Source organism: Gimesia sp. (genome assembly GCF_048260065.1).
Taxonomy (GTDB): domain Bacteria; phylum Planctomycetota; class Planctomycetia; order Planctomycetales; family Planctomycetaceae; genus Gimesia.
Genome location: NZ_JBLXHC010000028.1, coordinates 1 through 18,413 on the forward strand (window position 1 = coordinate 1; position 18,413 = coordinate 18,413).

The 18,413-nt window shown below is 49.9% G+C and carries 10 protein-coding genes; 5 read left to right on the forward strand and 5 right to left on the reverse strand.

The window, feature by feature from the left end; genetic code table 11:
- Positions 1-15 precede the first annotated feature (15 nt).
- The 3 genes from ACN0YN_RS29340 (at position 16) to ACN0YN_RS29350 (ending at position 10,662) form a co-directional block, all read left to right on the forward strand.
- Positions 16-6,621 carry an Ig-like domain-containing protein gene (locus ACN0YN_RS29340; RefSeq protein ID WP_417388446.1) on the forward strand — a complete coding sequence of 2,202 codons (6,606 nt, stop codon included), beginning with the start codon at positions 16-18 and terminating at the stop codon, positions 6,619-6,621.
- Between the two features lie 376 nt (positions 6,622-6,997).
- Complete coding sequence (locus ACN0YN_RS29345) at positions 6,998-7,354, forward strand: DUF3467 domain-containing protein (RefSeq protein ID WP_417388447.1); 357 nt, start codon at positions 6,998-7,000, stop codon at positions 7,352-7,354.
- A 431-nt stretch (positions 7,355-7,785) separates the two neighbouring features.
- Positions 7,786-10,662, forward strand: a complete 2,877-nt coding sequence (locus ACN0YN_RS29350) for a 2-oxoglutarate dehydrogenase E1 component (RefSeq protein WP_417388448.1) — start codon at positions 7,786-7,788, stop codon at positions 10,660-10,662.
- 3 nt (positions 10,663-10,665) lie between these two features.
- Here the strand turns inward: ACN0YN_RS29350 and fhcD are convergent, their stop codons facing one another.
- The 4 genes from fhcD to surE form a co-directional block, all read right to left on the reverse strand.
- Positions 10,666-11,586, reverse strand: a complete 921-nt coding sequence (gene fhcD / locus ACN0YN_RS29355; protein WP_417388449.1) for a formylmethanofuran--tetrahydromethanopterin N-formyltransferase — start codon at positions 11,584-11,586, stop codon at positions 10,666-10,668.
- An 87-nt stretch (positions 11,587-11,673) separates the two neighbouring features.
- Positions 11,674-12,324 (reverse strand): response regulator transcription factor, encoded by a 651-nt coding sequence (locus ACN0YN_RS29360; protein ID WP_417388481.1) that lies wholly within the window; start codon positions 12,322-12,324, stop codon positions 11,674-11,676.
- Positions 12,317-14,365 carry a PAS domain S-box protein gene (locus ACN0YN_RS29365; RefSeq protein ID WP_417388450.1) on the reverse strand — a complete coding sequence of 683 codons (2,049 nt, stop codon included), beginning with the start codon at positions 14,363-14,365 and terminating at the stop codon, positions 12,317-12,319. Before ACN0YN_RS29365 ends, ACN0YN_RS29360 begins: the two co-directional genes overlap by 8 nt.
- 173 nt (positions 14,366-14,538) lie before the next feature.
- Entirely contained in the window at positions 14,539-15,333 is a 795-nt protein-coding gene (surE, locus tag ACN0YN_RS29370; protein WP_417388451.1) for a 5'/3'-nucleotidase SurE, read from the reverse strand.
- Between the two features lie 126 nt (positions 15,334-15,459).
- On the opposite strand from surE, the gene ACN0YN_RS29375 reads away from it, so the two are divergent.
- Both ACN0YN_RS29375 and ACN0YN_RS29380 read left to right on the forward strand, forming a co-directional pair.
- Positions 15,460-16,080, forward strand: a complete 621-nt coding sequence (locus ACN0YN_RS29375) for a nucleotidyltransferase family protein (protein WP_417388452.1) — start codon at positions 15,460-15,462, stop codon at positions 16,078-16,080.
- A gap of 408 nt (positions 16,081-16,488) precedes the next feature.
- Positions 16,489-17,820 carry a hypothetical protein gene (locus ACN0YN_RS29380; protein ID WP_417388453.1) on the forward strand — a complete coding sequence of 444 codons (1,332 nt, stop codon included), beginning with the start codon at positions 16,489-16,491 and terminating at the stop codon, positions 17,818-17,820.
- Between the two features lie 94 nt (positions 17,821-17,914).
- Here the strand turns inward: ACN0YN_RS29380 and ACN0YN_RS29385 are convergent, their stop codons facing one another.
- Positions 17,915-18,247 (reverse strand): hypothetical protein, encoded by a 333-nt coding sequence (locus ACN0YN_RS29385; RefSeq protein ID WP_417388454.1) that lies wholly within the window; start codon positions 18,245-18,247, stop codon positions 17,915-17,917.
- Positions 18,248-18,413 lie beyond the last annotated feature (166 nt).

Consider the following 18,413-nt stretch of genomic DNA (forward strand, 5'->3'; position numbering starts at 1 on the left):
GGTGGTGATGTTCTGGTGGGCGTGAGAATCACGACTCTGCCTGCGAATGGTTCGCTGGAGCTAAACGGTTCTGCCGTAAATGCGGGTGATCTGATCAGTATTGATGACATCAGCAATGGTCTGCTGGAGTTTATTCCAGCTGAGAATGAAAACGGAACGGGTTATACCAGCTTCGAGTTCAAGGTGAATGACGGGACGGTTGATTCTGACGCTGCCAATACGCTGACGATCAATGTGACCGCTGTGAACGACGCACCGGAATCCAGCGACAAGACGGTAACGACGCTTGAAGATGTAACTTATACGTTCCAGGTGAGTGATTTTGCATTCGATGATGTGGACGGTGGTGATGTTCTGGTGGGCGTGAGAATCACGACGCTGCCTGCTGCCGGTACACTGCTGTTGAATGGTTCTGCTGTGACTGCGGACGATGTGATCAATGTCTCCGATATCAGCGGCGGTCTGTTAACATTCGTTCCAGCTGAGAATGAAAACGGAACGGGTTATACCAGCTTCGAGTTCAAGGTGAATGACGGGACGGTTGATTCTGACGCTGCCAATACGATGACGGTCAATGTGACCGCCGTGAACGACGCTCCGGAATCCAGTGACAAGACGGTGACGACACTTGAAGATGTAACGTATACGTTCCAGGTGACCGACTTTGCATTCAGTGATGTAGACGGTGGTGATGTTCTGGTGGGCGTGAGAATCACGACTCTGCCTGCGAATGGTTCGCTGGAGCTAAACGGTTCTGCCGTGAATGCGGGTGATCTGATTAGTATTGATGATATCAGCAATGGTCTGCTGGAGTTTATTCCTGCCGAGAATGAAAGCGGAACAGCTTACACCAGCTTCGAGTTTAAAGTGAATGACGGAACGGATGATGCGGTCTCCTCGAATACGATGACGATCGACGTGACCGCCGTGAACGACGCACCGGAATCCAGTGACAAGACGGTGACGACGCTTGAAGACACGTCATACTTCTTCCAGGTGACCGACTTTGCATACAGTGATGTGGAAGGCGATGCTCTGGTGGGTGTGCGGATTACGACTCTGCCTGCGAATGGTACGCTGGAGTTGAACGGTTCTGCCGTGAATGCGGGTGATCTGATCAGTATTGATGACATCAGCAATGGTCTGCTGGAGTTTATTCCTGCCGAGAATGAAAGCGGAACAGCTTACACCAGCTTCGAGTTTAAAGTGAATGACGGAACGGTTGATTCTGACGCTGCCAATACGATGACGATCAATGTGACCGCCGTGAACGACGCACCGGAATCCAGTGACAAGACGGTGACGACACTTGAAGATGTAACGTATACGTTCCAGGTGAGCGACTTTGCATTCGATGATGTGGACGGTGGTGATGCTCTGGTGAGGGTGCGGATCACGACGCTGCCTGCTGCCGGTACACTGCTGTTGAACGGTTCTGCCGTGAGTGCAGACGATGTGATCAGCGTCTCTGATATCAGCGGCGGTCTGTTAACATTCGTTCCAGTTGAGAATGAAAACGGAACGGGTTATGCCAGCTTCGAGTTTAAGGTGAATGACGGGACGGTTGATTCTGACTCTGCCAATACGATGACGGTTGATGTGACTCCTGTGAATGATGATCCGACCGTCAATGATATTTACTATAACGCAGACGAAGATGGTTCTGCGATCACTGGCTTCTTCGATGGCAACGATGTGGATAGTGATGACGACGTGAATTCACTGACCTATGTCATTTCACCAACCTATGCTGGTGAAGGTTCTGTCGTGAATAATGATGACGGTTCATTCTCGTTCGATCCGGGAACTGACTTCCAGTATCTGGCATCTGACGAAACGACGGTGATCTCATTTACTTATACAGCCATCGACAGTCATAATGGCATCAGCAACACCGGGACTGTGTATGTGACTGTCACCGGAGCCAACGATGCCGTCGATGCGATTGACGATGCTGCGAATGTATCTAAAAACGGCACCGTGAATATCGATGTTCGGGATAATGATACTGACATTGATACTATTGATCAATTAACGGTCACGCTGATTGACGGGCAGGCCGTAACCAACCCTGGTGATTTTGTTATATTGGCGTCGGGAGCGATCGTTACGCTCGAGGCGGATGGTACGTTAACTTATAATCCGAATGGCATTCATTCGGATCTGGTACCGCCCAATACAGCGCCGGATTCATTTGAATACACCGTCAGCGATGGTACAGCGACTGATACCGCGACCGTGAATATTACAATTAGCGGCAGCAATGAACTGCTGACAAAGACAGATCAAGTGCTGGAAAATATTACTCGAGATGGATTGACTCCGGAAACAATTGATCTGGATAACTATTTCGTTGATCCGGATCCCGGCGACACGGTGACTTATACAGTGGAAGCCCATGTGTTCGGTGATAATCCCGGGGACTCGTTACCTGCCAACTTCTGGGCGAATGTTGCGATCTCAGGCAGTGATTTGAATATCACTTATACCGACTACAGTTCAGAGCAGGTACGTCTGCCCCTGGTAATTACGGTCACTGCCCATTCTGATGATACCCTTTCTCCGAATGTGAGCAGTACATTCACGCTGACTCCCGATCCGCAGGCGACATTTGATATCCGACTGATTGCCCGTGAGGTCGAATCTTCCGGCCGCGATTTTACTTCATTCACAGTCGAAGTCTCTACTGAAAATCTTGGTACTCATAAAGGCAACGGGCGGTTCCAACTGACCAATGGGTTGCAGGATCTGGATTATTCGATCTTCCTGTCAACTTATGACACCCTGCTGGATATTGACGGAAATAAAACTCCCGGGGTCACCACAGATAATCTGGTTTCAGTCCGGTTTATCGATACTTCAAACGGAGATGCGATTGTCCATACCATCTTCAGCAATGGTGGTGTTAATGGAACTACCGTTGATGTAGCGAATGAAATCCTGTCAGGAACCTGGACCGCAGGTGAAGGTCTGACAAGTGATCTGATTGATAAACTGTATGCTGGTCAGCTGGCGGTTCAGGTTGTCATCAATACCGGAAATCCTGGTGGTACAACGAAACTGGGCGGGCAGAATATTACCGTTTCACCTGAAGTGGATGGGGTAGACAGCCTGCCTGTCGGCATCACGACTGTGGCGCAGGGAAGTTCGTATGTGGTCGAGCTGTGGATCAGTGATCGACTGGCGCAGGTTTTTGCCAACCAGACAACCGAGACTGCCTCAGTGACTGCAGCGATATTGGATATGGCCTGGGAAACGGCGAAGGCAGATTTGATCGATTTCGATTTCACAGATTCATCACCTTTCGGTCTTTTTAGTACATATGATCCCATTGATTACGTTAATGGAGTAATCCCCAATATCAACGGGACTACTTTTATCCCTGGTTTGGCCGCGAACGGGTATGCCCGAATGGGATTTGCAGTATTTTCTGCAACAAACGTGACTGCTGACGGAGCTCCAGCGGAATTCTCTATCGATCCCACCGATCTGATTGCTGGAACCGACGGGATTACTCGTGATCAATATATCGACTTCAGCCAGATTACCATTTCAAATACTACCGTGAAGCAGGTTGTACCTGAAGAGTTCTTCATTCAGACCGCTCAGAGCAATCTGACTGTTTCCGGTACGATCACTGTTGATGGTCAGGAAATTACTCTGTTACCACAGTCTGGTACTTTGAATTCTACCAGTTTAAGTGGTCGCCTGAATGTGATGATTGATGATGTGGATAATCCAGGGTCGATTCGTCTCATTGATTCCTTTGTTGAAGTGAATCCTTCTGGTCTGGCCCGACCAGACCGGGATGGTACAGAGAGCTATACTGCGTTTGATCTGGCCGACTTCGGACTGGTTGGAGATCAGGAAATACTAAATGTCTTCGGTCCTTTCAGTGGCGAATTAAGTCTGGCGATTCGTGATGCGATTGCAAAGGTATTCTCCAGCCAGCAGAACCTCGACGAAAATGGTTATTTCGATATTAGCGAAGACTGGATTCTGGATAATGGAGTACTTGATTCGCTGGTATACGTGGACGAATTTGATGATTCTACCATTGAGTCGGAAGCGACTGACGGAGCGACACTGTCATTTATCGATAAGGTGACGGACTTCCCTGCTGGCGTTCCAGACTGGAGTCATGCCAGGTTGTCGGGGAATGCAACTGACGGGTTTGAATTGTTGATTCCGATCAGCCGCCGTCTGCAGTTTACAACCCAGGATGGCTATGAAGTGGTGCTGGATCTGGTTGGTTCCGTGACCGCCTTCCTGGATCTCGATCTCGTCAATACAGATGAGGCCGGGGACACACTGGATTCAGCGTTCGACACCGAACTGGATTCGGCGGTTCCTGAAACCAAGGTTTACCAGGGGATTATCGGAAACAATCTCACTTTGAATGATCCTTTTAACGATGTGGATATGTATAAGGTTTATCTGCAGGAGGGGGATACCGTCAGAGTGGATGTGGATGCCAGCCAGTATCGAACATTCCTGGACAGCGCTCTGCGTCTCTTTGATGCAGATGGTAATCAACTGGCAATTTCCGAAATTGATGCTGCACCGGATGAGTATATTTTTGATCCTTCTATCTTCTACGATTCTTATCTCTCCTACACGGTTGGTGCCGGTGAATCAGGATATTACTATATCGGTGTGAGTTCTTATGCGAATGACACTTATGATCCAGAGCAAACTGAGACCACGAACCCCAATGTATTTGAATCTGAAGTCGGTTCCTATGACCTGACGATTTCTGTGGGGAATATTTCCGTTAACCCATTACACGGAACTCAGTCGGTTGACGCGAATACCACTCTGGATGAAGGGACTACGGTTGATCTGATTGTTGTTCGTGATCAGACCGAGTTAAATGTATTCGGGCAGACTGAGGGGCTTCCGCAAAGCGATTCCTGGATTGATGAGTGGAGTTCATTCTGGGTTGAAGTCTATGTTGAAACCGCAGATGCGAAGGGAATTACAGATGCGACAGTTGATCTGAACTACAACACGAATTTCTTTACCGCCACGGCAATAGAATTCGGCAGTGCCTTCAATGCCTCAGGTCAGGCTGTCATTGACGATGTGACAGGAATTGTGACAGGCCTGAGTGGAGCGGGAGCATTTGACAGGGCCGGTAATGGTGATAAAACACTGCTGGCCCGGGTCAAGTTCGAATCTCTGGACCAGGATGATGTCTCGATTGACTTTGAAGACAAATTCATCGGTCCGCATGCTCTGGGGCTGTCGTTGAGTAATGTGAGCGTTAATCTGGCGCATGATACCGAGACAACTTTAACTGTCGGGGATGCTCCTGAAACCGATCTGTGGGCGATTGCCTACGATGTGAACGATGATGATATCATCAATTACCGCGATCTGATCATCCTGACTTCTATTTATGGACAGAATGTACTTGATGCCGATTCTCCTTATGTCTGGGCATTGGATGCTGATAAGAGCGGTAAAGTTGACTACCGAGACCTGAGTTTACTGGCGACCAACTACGGAGTGCACAAAGGTGGCAACAGGGAAGTGGTTTATCCTTCCAACTTCCTGCAACGCTGGTACGGCAAGACGACCGATATCACTGGTGAGTCCTCCATCGATCAGGTGATGGAGGAAGCACTGGGGATCTGGCAGGATGCATTGGGGCTGGAAGAGCCTCTGGACATTCAGCTGGTCATCACCGACCTCGGTGGTACTCAACTGGGTGAAGGTCAGATGACCGGTGTCGATGAAGAAGGGCGTCCCGTTTCCGGGATTGTGACCCTGGATGATAATGCTGCCGGCCTGGGCTGGTACGCGGATCTTGATTCATCTGCCTTCAGTGCTACAGAACTGGAAGGGGGCGTGGCATACACGGCTGAAGCAGGTTCTGCTGCCGCCGGTCACTACGACCTGTTGACAGTGCTGTTACACGAAATCGGCCACGTGCTTGGATTCACCGACACGTATGCACCGTTTGAAAGTTTTGTGCAAACGGGAGTGGGCGGAACATTAACGTTCGTAGGGAGTGGTTTTGAAGCAACCCTGACCGATGATGGTCTGCACCTGGATGATACGGTTCATGCCGGTGATGTGATGAACGCCACACTGGATCCGGGTGTTCGCAAACTGCCATCGATTCTGGATACTCTGATTCTGCAATCTGCTCACGAAGCCGCAGCTTCAGGCAGCTATGAGATTCTGGTAGGAGTCAATGCTCCTCTGATGGCGAATCTGCCTCTGGTAGCAGAGACACCTGCGACACAGACTTCTGAGAATGAGAATTTGCCGGTGACCGTCATCACGTCCCTGGATGAATTGTCTCCAGTCGTAATTGATGTCACCAGCAGTCTGCTGACAGGTGATGAGCCGATTCTGCCTGTATTGAATCAGTTCTTCAAAAATCTGCTTCAGAATCAGGATGAACTGGATCTGACTGTTCTGGAAGGCTTGAGCGAAGAGCTGATCAGTGATCTGCGACTGAACGGTCTCTCGATCGTTGATGGCGGAAAACTCGACCTTTCAGGTCTGGTTGATCCGGAAACAGGAGATCTGGATCTGGCAGGGTTGAGTGAAGAATTCGATGCCGATTTTGACGAAGTCTTCTCAGACTGGGCAGGTCCGATACTTTAAGTAGTCTAAGTTGAATTCAGGCCCTGGTGTGTATGCGAGTGCTGACATCAGGGCCTTTTTTCTTAAATCGTCATGTTCTGAGAGTTGTAGGGTAGATGGGGTGTTGAGTTGCGTTTTGTCAACATGCAGTCATTTTCATAAACGCTAACACCTTGTATTCCAAGAGTTTTAAAGTCTGTGCTTTCTGTTCTTGAATGCTGAACAATGCGATGGTATGTTTCAGGTGTCTTGAGAACAGTCAGGACAAATTATCAAGTTTTTTCGGGGTGAACTGCCGAAGTATCAGGGTGAAGTTCATTTCAAATCAGTTCAGGTCCCATAGTTTCTGGAACCATTACTTCTTAAGATTTTGTATCACATTGAGGAGAAAAAAAGCGTGAGTGCTAAGAAAGATGACAAACCAGCTGATGAGACAACAGAACCAGCTGCAGAACAGGCAGCAGCTCCAGCTCAGCAACAGGTCAAAGTAAATGACAGCAATGTGACTGCGAGCTACGCGAACTTCTGTCGTGTCTCAAGCACACCAGAAGAACTGATTCTGGATCTGGGTCTGAATCCTCAGCCACTGGATCCTGCCAACACTGAGATCAGTGTCGGTCAGCGGATCATTCTGAACCATTACACCGCCAAGCGTCTGCTGAGTGCTCTCTCAATGGCTTTACAGCGTCATGAGCAGGCATTTGGTGTTCTGGAAACAGATATCCGTAAACGAGTTGTTCGTCAGCAGACTTAATTTGAGCATTGATTGCCATCTTTCCTGTTGCAACGGGAAAGGTGTGTAAGATACAATCAGATAAGATCAAGCTTACCCGCCGGCCCGGTGTTATCAGACACCGGTGCCGGTTTTTTTATGGGATCGCTTTGGCATGATCGGCGGCTCCAGACGTATTAATGGTAGTTGGCTGATACCTGATTTTCCGGTTTTTCCTGAAAATTTGGATAAAAGTATGACAGCGGTTGAGTAGGAAAGTGAAATCGAGTTTGGTAACTTTCTTTCGGACAGCGCAAGTCTATTAGAGTAGAGAGCTTTAAATCTCTGATCTAATACGGTAATGTAAAAGAAACCTGTTTTAAACCTGTATTCGCGACAGAGCATCCCCCTGCGTGTCGAGTTGACACTGCGTATGCCTGCCCGGATTCATAATTAAGCCCGGAGAGGGCACAATGCTTGACAAACCAGATTCTGCTTCATTTTATCATGAAGGCAACGGGCACTCTGACAATCAACTGCCTGAAGAGATGATCAACGATTTAAGTTCGGAATCGTTAACTTTCGTAGAGTCGCTGTACACGAGCTATCTGGAGTCGCCTGCCTCCGTTTCACAGGAATGGCGGGATTACTTCTCCCAATTCCCGCAGAAGTCGACGCGCAACCGTCAGTCGAGTTTCGGTCCTTCTTTCAAACGCCATACGATGTTCAACCCCCCCGGAAGACAGGAACGGGAGGGCCTCGATCGCCAGACGATGAAAATCGCGGATCGCCAGGAGCGTCTGGACCAGCTGATTCGAAACTACCGGGTACGCGGTCACATTCTGGCTTCACTGGACCCGTTGGGAAAAAAACGGGCGACGCCCCCTGAGTTGATGCCCGAGTTCTACGATTTCTCGGAACGGGATTACGACCGCGTCTTTTCCACGTCAACATTTGGCGGACCGAAGCAGCGCACCCTGCGGGAGATGATCCAGTGGTTAAGAAATACCTACTGTCGATCCATCGGTGCACAGTTCATGCATATCGACAGTCTGCGTGTGCGGAAGTGGCTGCAGAGCCGGATGGAAAGCACCGCGAATTTTCTGAAGTTCGAGCGTCCGGAGTCGTTGCGAATCCTGCGGCGTTTAACCGATGCGGTTGTGTTTGAAGAGTTCATTCAGAAAAAATATGTCGGCCTGAAAAGCTTCTCACTGGAAGGGGCCGAGAGCCTGATTCCTCTGCTGGATCTCGCGATTGAAAAAGCGGGAGAGCAGGGCGTCGATGAAATCGTCTTCGGGATGGCACACCGAGGCCGCTTGAATGTTCTGACCAACATCATGGGGAAAAAGCCGCGCGAAATTTTCCGCGAATACGAAGACTCTGTCCCCGAAATGAGTGTCGGCCGCGGCGATGTGAAATATCACCTGGGATACAGTTCCGACTGGATGACCGAGTCTGGTCACAATGTGCACCTGACGCTCTGTTTCAACCCGAGCCACCTGGAGTTTGTGAACCCGGTAGCGATGGGCCGCATGCGCGCCAAACAGGATCGCTGGGCGAATATTGATCGAACTAAAGGGATGGTCCTGCTGATTCACGGTGATGCTGCATTTGCCGGGGAAGGGGTTGTGCAGGAGAGCCTGAACCTGAGTGAGCTGCGTGGTTATCGTACGGGGGGCACGATTCATGTGATCGTGAATAACCAGATTGGTTTCACAACAGATCCGGCACAGAGTCGCTCTTCCACTTACGCAACTGACGTGGCAAAAATGCTGCAGATTCCCATTTTTCACGTGAATGGCGAAGATCCGGAAGCGGTTGCCCAGGTCGTCCGGCTGGCGATGGATTTCCGCAAGGAATTCCACCGTGACGTTGTCATCGACATGTACTGCTACCGTCGACGTGGACACAACGAAGGGGATGAGCCGGCATTCACGCAGCCTCTGATGTACGACATCATCAATAAGCGTCCTTCGGTGCGCGACAGCTTCCTGCAGCGCATGCTGGAAAGGAAGTCTGTCACCAAAGAAGACGGCGACCGGCTGCAGGATGAAAGTGTTTCTCATCTGGAGTCCGAGCTGGCAGCAGCTCGGGTTGAAAATTATCCGCATACGGTGGAACTGCCTGCAGGGATCTGGGCCGGATACCGGGGGGGACGCGAGTTACCGGCTGACCAGATTGATTCCGGCGTTCCAGAGAAAAGCCTGAAGAATCTGCTCTTGAAGCAGACCGAAGTTCCCGAGCACTTTACTCCTCATAAGAAGATTCAGCGTCTGCTGGCAATTCGCAAGGAGATGGCGGACGGCGAACGCAAAATTGACTGGGGAACGGCTGAGGCACTGGCGTTTGCTTCTCTGCTGACAGAAGGGTATCGAATCCGAGTCAGTGGGCAGGATGCACAGCGCGGCACATTCAGCCATCGTCATGCTGTGCTGCATGATGTCAAAACCGGTAAAAAATATACGCCGCTCAAGCATCTGGTTGAGGGACAGGGGCCGGTCGAATTTGTGAACAGCCCCCTTTCCGAAGCAGGCGTGCTCGGCTTTGATTACGGTTACAGTCTGGACTGTCCGGATGGTCTGATCATCTGGGAAGCCCAGTTTGGTGATTTCTGTAATGCCGCCCAGGTGATTATCGATCAGTTTATCGTGAGCGCCGAAGACAAGTGGCAGCGGTACAGCGGCATCGTCATGCTGTTGCCTCACGGTTTTGAAGGACAGGGACCGGAACACTCCAGTGCCCGCTTTGAGCGTTTTCTGCAACTGGCGGCGGAAAGCAATATCCAGATCGCGATGCCGACTACGCCGGATCAGTTTTTCCACCTGCTGCGTCGTCAGATGATTCGCAAGTGGCGGAAGCCTTTAATTGTGATGACGCCCAAGAGTCTGTTAAGGCACCGTGATGCGGTTTCCAGCTTCAAGTCGATGAGTTCGGGGTCCTTTATCAAAGTGATCGGCGACACGACAGATCTGAAACCGGAGAAGGTGAAACGAATTCTGCTGTGTACCGGTAAAATCTACTACGATTTGAGTGAGCACCGTAAGCAGACGGAACGGGACGATGTAGCCATCATCCGGATGGAACAGCTCTACCCGGTTCCCAAAGAGGAACTGGAAGAGGCGCTGGCACCATTCCCGGAAGGGACCCCCGTGTACTGGGTTCAGGAAGAGCCTGAAAACATGGGTGCCTGGCGGTTCATGTATTGCCGCTTCAAAGGCAATCTGTTTGGCCGCCATCCCCTGAAAGGTGTGTATCGACCAGCCAGTGCCAGCCCGGCGACCGGTTCAGGGCGCAGCCACCAGTTCGAACAGGAAATGCTGATTTCCGAAAGTTTCCGGGAAGAAGAATAACGTCTACGGGCGGTCAATCAGGTCTTTGAGATGGAAATGATGTTTCCCCAGTTTACCGCCATAGTTACCGGCGGTAATCTGGAGGATCCCCGGTTGCTGGCAGACGGTATGCAGACCTGACTTCATTGCCTGTTGCACGGGATCAAATGCTGCACCATCGATGACAATTTCGTAGACGCAACCGGTTCCCTCCGGCAGATCCGAAGTGGTCTGTGCCTGTAATGTCGGGCAATAGGCATCGTTGGTACTGGCCTTGAGTTTTGAATAGCGGGAGCCGACTTTGCTGCCGCTGCGTACGATGCCTCCGGGGAAGGGAAGAATTGTGAGCTCGACCTGCTGCATCGCAGAGACGGCTGCTTCTGTCGCGAGCAGACCGCTTTTCTGATCGGTAGCGCAGATGAGCAGATTCCCGCCGGCGACCCCCTTGAAGGTCCCCGTCTGATCTTCGCAGACAAACTCTCCATCCATTACGGGCACACGCCAGAGTCTGCGGTCTGCCCATTTTTTGGAGACCTGGAAACCATCTCCAAAAAATCGGAGTTGGCTGCCAAGCGCGATGTTCTTTTCCGGATTTTCAGAGGAATAGCCTGAGTAACAGGCGGTGGTCGGGCAGGTGAGAATGCATTGCCCCACGCGGTTGGTAACCGCTTTTTCCAGGGCGGACTGGCTGAAGGCAAAAAACATCAGGCTGACTCCGGGGCGACCATCGGGGCTTTCTGTAGCGGAGAGATATTTCTCCACGCCGGCTTCCGCATCACAGGCAATCACGCTGGTGGCATAACCGGTGACTTCGGCTGCTGCGATTCTGACCCAGGACTCAGTGAGAGCGGTTACGATGATTCGAGTGCCGACAGTTGTAAATGCTTCTGCGAACGTATCACAAATGGGAACGCCGTTTAATGCCAGTTCAGTATGATTGTTCAAAATGGTTCCCGGAGAATTTCATAAAGCAGATTGAAAGAGATTGGTACCGGAGTTGATTATTACGGAATCTGAGGCAAATTCAAAGCCTCAATGGTCCCGGTTGTACTCAGGAACATCTTTGATCTGGAGATCCATCTGAATCAGTTTCGGTACACTTTTAGCCTGCATTTTTTTCATGATTTTGGCGCGGTGGGCTTCGACGGTTTTAAAACTGACATTCAGCTTTTCAGCAATTTCACGACTGGAGAAGCCGGCGACGACATACTCCATGACTTCCCGTTCTCGGCGGGTCAGTAAATCTTTGCGTTCGATCAGATCCTGGTTCTGTACCCTGTTCTGTTTGTTTTTGATATCGGTTTCGATGCCTTTCTGAATGTAATCCAGCAGCACCTGATCGCTGACCGGTTTTTCCAGAAAATCGATGGCGCCTGCTTTCATGGCTCTCACTGCCATGGGAACGTCGCCGTAACCGGAGACAATAATGACCGGGATATCGTAGCCCTGTTCCCGCAGTTTTTCCTGTAATTCCAGACCACTCATCCCGGGAATTCTGACATCCAGAACCAGGCAACCCGGAATATCAGGTGAATAACTCTCCAGAAATTCGCTGGCCAGCTCATGAGTCTGCACTTTCAGACCGACCGATTCGATCAGCCAGCGGAGTGATTTTCTTATGGCGGGATCATCATCAACAACAAAGACAGTCGCTTCCTGTTGAATGGTCGTGTTTTCAGTCATCACTGTTTCGATCTCCATGAGCTACTGGAAGAGTGATTATGAAACTGGCCCCCTGTTTGTCTCTGCGCGGAGTCAGTTTTCCTCCGTGGGCTTCGATAATGGTCTGGCTGATAGACAAACCTACGCCCAGTCCCTTTTGTTTAGTGGTGTAGAATGTTTCGAAGATAGATTTTTCCTGACCTTTTTTCAAACCTATTCCGCTGTCTGTCACACAAATCATCAGATTTCCTGTCTGATCCTGATCGGATTGAACCCGGACTTTGCGTTCTTCTGGAGGCTGTTCGGACATGGCTTCGAAGGCATTTAACAGCAGATTGACGAGAACCTGTTCAATCTGGATCGCGTCTCCAATGATCCGCAGGGGACCCGGGGATAACTCCAGATGCAGTGTGACATGGTTGCGTTGTATCTCATGTTCGAGGAGTGCAATTGAGTTCTGGATTACGGCATTGATATCCAGCAGTTTCTGTTCAACTTCACTCTTCTGAACGTGTCTTCTGAGACGCTTGATCGTTTCACTGGCGCGTTGTGCCTGCCGTGACATCTCTTCGAGGGGTTCAATCAGATTATCCAGGGTTGTGGTTCCGGACTGGATGCGGCGAATACAGCCATTCGTATAATTATTAATGGCTGCCAGTGGCTGATTCAGCTCATGCGAAAGTTCGGCTGCCAGTTCGCCCATTGTTGAGAGCCGTGACAGATGCGCGAGTTCCGCCCGCCGCCTCACCAGTTCCTGTTCCGCCTGTTTCTGCTGGGTGATATCGGTTGCGATGACCATGGCTGCGATAATTTTTCCTTCACTCACCATGGCACCGATGCGGCAGGAGTAGAGCGTTTTTTTGCCTTCCGGGTTGAGACCTTCCGTCTGCAATACCTGAGTCTTGCCCGACTGGAAGACTTCCTGAAGAATGTTGCGGGCTTTAATGAGGTCTGACTGATTCATGTAATTGAAAATGGATGAGCCTATGATGTCATCCATGTTGACTGCTTCAATTTGATGATTGATGAAGAGAATATTGCCTTCATGATCCAGCGTCAAAATCGTATCGGGGGCATTGGTTACCAGTGAGCGCCACTTGGCTTCGGTCTGTTGCAGTGCATTGTACAACCGGTTTCGTTTGGTATATTCTTCGTTCAAAATGGCATGAGCGTGTTCCAGTTCGGCTGTACGGGATGCGACTCTGAATTCGAGGTTTTCATTTAATTTTTCGAGCTCTTCCAGCGCGAGCTGTTCCCGGGTGACATCTTTCACACAGGAGAGCAGAAACGTTTCACCGCGAAAGTAAATCTGGACCGCGGAGAGAATGGTGCATAAACGGGTGCCATTGGGAATGATGAAGTCGAAAGAGAGCTCGCGCGCGTTTCCTTCTGTCTGAACTTTTTCAAGCATCTCCCGACGCGATTCTCTGCTGGGCCAGAAGCCGATGTCAAAGGCGCTTTTCCCCAGGATCTCTTCCCGGCTGCATTGTAGCGCGGTTAAAAAATTCTCGTTCACTTCGATGAAGACACCGGTATCGATTTCCGTAATACACATGGCGATCGGATTGACCTGGAAAATCTTGCTGAAGCGTTCTTCCGAAAGTCGGAGCTCTTCCTGCGAAGTGACTTTTTCGGTGATATCAATGGCAACCGAAAGAAATCCATCGACGTGCCCCTGTTCATCGAATAGCGGGTTGTATTCGACATCAAAGACCAGCTTACCGACTCTGCGGATCCGCTGCAGTTCTTCACCGTTGAGGGTACGCGTGAAAATATCAATCAGTTCAGGGTCATCAGCATACTCTTTAAAAAGTGATTTTCCGACCCATTCTCCGGGAAGATATCCCAGGCGGTTCAGGCCACCCCCTTCAGAGAGCGTGACTATACCGTGTCGGTTGACGGCCCAGATGATCAACGGAGTGATAGAGAGGATTTTTCGCAGCAGTTGTTGCTCTGAACCAAGGATGTTCTGCAGGTGTTCGCCGAGGTGCAGTTCAGGCAACGTTTCCGAAATGATCCGGGAGGTCATTCTGCTGTGATCCGGTGACTGATTGTGACTCACTGCGCACCCCTTCAACACATTTTAAACCAGATCACCATCATCCCTTTTACAGGCGTTACGAATCAAGCCTTACTCAAGGAACAGACTTCTGCAGCATGGAATATGTCTCTAGTCTGATTATCTTGCTTTGCCGGGAAATGTCAAACTTCGGTTGAAAGTATCTTCTTTTTCCGCTAATCGAGGTCCACATCAATTTCCCCGTCCGATTGCAGACGGGTTGATGATTGCAGATGCTTGTGATCGGTTAAGTCAAATTTGAGTGGTGTGACCGTGACGAAACCTTCCGCCAGTTCATGGATGTCTGTGCCTGGTTCCAGCTGATGATTTTGAATTGGATCGAGACCACTCCAGAAGTAAGGCCGCCCACGGGGATCAATTCGTTTTTCCATGACATCAAAATGTCTTTTGACCCCCAGTGAAGTCCATTTGACTCCCCGAGGCCAGTCCGGTTTTATTTCAGGAAAATTGATATTCCAGAGACTGTCTGCCGGGGATGGTTCCTGTAACAGTTTTCTGATAATGGGAATACTTTGAGCGGCGCAGCGATCGTAGTCCGGCCTGGTATCATTGGCAAAACTGCTGGCAGCCGAGACGGCGATCGCAGGAATACCGGCGAAGGCCCCTTCGATCGCGCCGGCAACCGTGCCGGAATACAGTACGTTAATGCCCACATTCGAGCCGGAATTGATACCACTGACAATCAGGTCGGGGCGTTTCGGACAGAACTCCAGGATGCCCAGTTTGACGCAGTCAGCCGGACTGCCTGCGACGGCCCAGCCCCAGTGCTTTTCACTTTCGAATTCCTGATGTATCATCAGTGGATGCAGGTAGGTAATACTTAAACCCACCCCGCTTTGTTCAGACAGGGGGGCCACAACTTCGACATCGCCCAGTTGGGTTAATGCTTTCTGCAGGCTGCGAATGCCGGGAGCGTGTATTCCATCATCATTGGTCAACAAAATTTGCACGGTTGGTCCTTAACTCTGAATAGTTCAGACTAACTCTGAACGACAACTGATCTTCTGACTTAACCCGGCCGGAATCTGATTGAGAATCGACTGGCCAGATCTTATCTTATCGGAATGAGTGATTTAATGACAACGCCCCGCCTGTTTGCCATAGTTCCTGCTGCGGGCCACAGTCGACGGATGGGAACACATAAACTGCTGCTGACACTGGGGACTGAAACTGTCATTCAGCGTCTGGTGCAGGCATTGAGCAGTCAGGGGATTACCAGAACGATCATCGTTGTCCGTCGGGATGACGAGGGTTTAAATAACCATCTGGCTGATTTACCGGTTGATCTAATTCAGCCGGATACGGACCCGCCCGATATGAAATCCAGCGTTCAATACGCTCTGCGCTGGATTGAGGAACGCTATCAGCCTGCCGATGACGAGGGCTGGTTACTGGTGCCCGCGGATCATCCCGTACTGGAGCGGTCTGTGATCGACGAATTATGTCTGGCCTGGCAGCAGTGTCCGGCTGCGGTCATGATTCCCACGTACCAGAATCGAAAAGGACATCCCACTTTTTTTCGCTGGTCGCTGGCAAGAGAGATTTTCAAGCTGCCTGCAGAGCAGGGGATCAACTCGCTCTGGCAGAGTCAGGAGATCCAACCTGATCTACAGGAATGTGCTGTACCGGAAATTCTGCTGGACCTGGATACCCCGGAAGATTTTGATGCGTTAAAAACAAAATACGGCACAGATTGAAAGTTTTTGATGTATCCAGTGATGTAGATGTTTTTATTTTCTGATGAATGCGCCAGTCCGGATGTCGTTTCCATGATTCATGTTGAGTTCTGATAACAGTTTAGTTCTCACTGATGTTGCATTTGTGAAACTTTGCAGGTGATAACGATTATAAAGTGGAACATGCAACAAGCTCTTCACTAAAAAGAGATATCCCCCTTTTTTCCTCAAGTTGCCGAAACTATGTGATCTATGCTTGAGTGCTAAATAGAACAACCCGCGATGATTTTGGTTTTTCCATTCGGGACGTCAGCTTTTGATTTGCATCTTTTTTCAGGTCATGTCAATAATGCAGGCAGTCATGTATGAAATGAAAAATCGGAAAACGCACACTTTCATCATGTGACGCACTTTTTTGGAGGGGGAAAAATGAAAAAGATTCTGGCCTTAGCATTTGCTGCCGTGGCAATGCTGGCTGTCAATGATTCGGCGCAAGCCTGCAGGTATTTTGGTGCAGCCAGTTATAACTGCTGTCCTACTACTGCCTGCCAGCCAACAGCCTGTTATACCGCCTGTCGTGTTGAGCGGAAAACATGCTACCGTACTGTTTATGATCAGGTTGCAGAACCTCAACAGTACACGGCTTATCGCACCGAATACGAGACAGTTTACGAAGACAAGCAGGAAACCTGTTATCGCATGGTGAATGAAACGGTTTACCGCGATGTTGAGTATACGGTTCAAAAACCGGTATTTGAGACATCAGAGCGGGAAGAGCGTTACACTGTCCGGCGACCGGTTGTCGAAACCAAGTACCGTGATTGCAGCTACCAGGTACAGCGTCCCGTCTGGGAAAATCATGAACGAGAGTGCCGACGGACTGTGATGCGACCGGTTGTGGAAACAATCGAGCAGGAATGCCGTCAGACCGTGATGCGTCCTGTTACGGAAACCGTTAATCAGGAACGTTGTTATACGGTAATGAAGCCGGTAACCACCTACCGAACGGTACACCGTTTACAGGGAGTCTGGGAAACCAAGCAGATTACCAAGCCTGGAAAATGCCGTCCCTGCTGGACGACTGATGCCTGTGGGATTCCGCGGATGACCATGGTTCAGGTACCAGGTCGGACTCACTGCCGAAAGGTCTGGCGACTGAAACGTGTTGCCTGCCAGGTGCCTTGCACCCAGTATGTACCTGAGGTTGTTCGACAGAACTGCCCGGTACAGGTAACCCGTTACGTACCTGAAGTGATCGTGAACAAAGTACCCGTTAAAGTCTGTAAAATGGTTCCTGAAGTAGTTGTGACCAAAATTCCCTACCGGACATGCCGCTGGGTAACGGAAACAGTTGCTCAAAAAGTTCCTTACCAGACCTGCAACTGGGTTTGCGAAGAAAAGGTTCGTAAAGTTCCTGTTCAAACCTGTAAAATGGTTTCAGAGAAGTGCAGCCGTAAAGTCGCTGAATGCGTCACTCGTAAAGTGCCTTTCACTGTCACTCACCGTGTTGCCCGTTGCATACCAAAACAGGTTCCTGTAACCTGCACACGTTATGTTACGAAATGCGTTGCTCGTAAGGTTCCTTACGAAGTCTGCACCATGGTTCCTACCACAGTCTGTCCCACGACTGCCTGTGCTACTGGTAACTGTGATCTGGCTCCTCAAAGCCAGGAAACAGCCAAACCTGTGGTTCCCGAACCGCAGCCTGAACCAGAAGCTAATCCGGATCGCAATCCTGGTACGCCGAGAATTTCTGCCTAACAGGACGCTGGATTCGTTTGTGATGTAAATGAACAGAGGCAGGTTTCAATTGAAACCTGCCTTTTTTAATGTTCAATCGTGAAACGAAACTTTTTTACCAGCCTTCCGTTCCGATGTTCGAGGTTCCTGTGACGAGGTCACAGCTGGTGTTCTTATCACAGTCATCATAAGCATCCTGGAAATGACTGCCGGCCACATAGCTTTTCATTTTACCATAAGAACCAGCCTGAAAACCGGTGAAACAATAAGACTGGTTAAGCGCGCCGATCGCATTGGAAACGTCGTTTAATTCCGTATTCACGGCGACAGCGACTTCGCTTAAACCAACGATCATTGCCAGAACAGCAATCGTCAGAACCAGTACCAGTTCCGCAGAAATTATGAAACCAGCTTCATCATTGTACAAACGCTGAACGATACGCAACATGAGAGAGTCCCCTTACTTCATTGTAGAGTGCGCCGCGAGTTGAATGCGTGCTCAACGGGCGGCTATGTGAGAGAGTTTTGATTGTGAGAGAGTTTTGATTGTGAGAGAGTATTACTGTTTGTGAAGAGGATTCACTGATTTGAGTTTCAATGATCAATTCACGAAG

Bases quoted from the DNA above. Each gene is read 5' to 3' on its own strand.
- ACN0YN_RS29350 (WP_417388448.1), top strand. From the start codon at position 7,786: ATGCTTGACAAACCAGATTCTGCTTCATTTTATCATGAAGGCAACGGG.
- ACN0YN_RS29360 (WP_417388481.1), bottom strand. From the start codon at position 12,324: ATGACTGAAAACACGACCATTCAACAGGAAGCGACTGTCTTTGTTGTT.
- ACN0YN_RS29375 (WP_417388452.1), top strand. From the start codon at position 15,460: ATGACAACGCCCCGCCTGTTTGCCATAGTTCCTGCTGCGGGCCACAGT.
- ACN0YN_RS29380 (WP_417388453.1), top strand. From the start codon at position 16,489: ATGAAAAAGATTCTGGCCTTAGCATTTGCTGCCGTGGCAATGCTGGCT.
- ACN0YN_RS29385 (WP_417388454.1), bottom strand. From the start codon at position 18,247: ATGTTGCGTATCGTTCAGCGTTTGTACAATGATGAAGCTGGTTTCATA.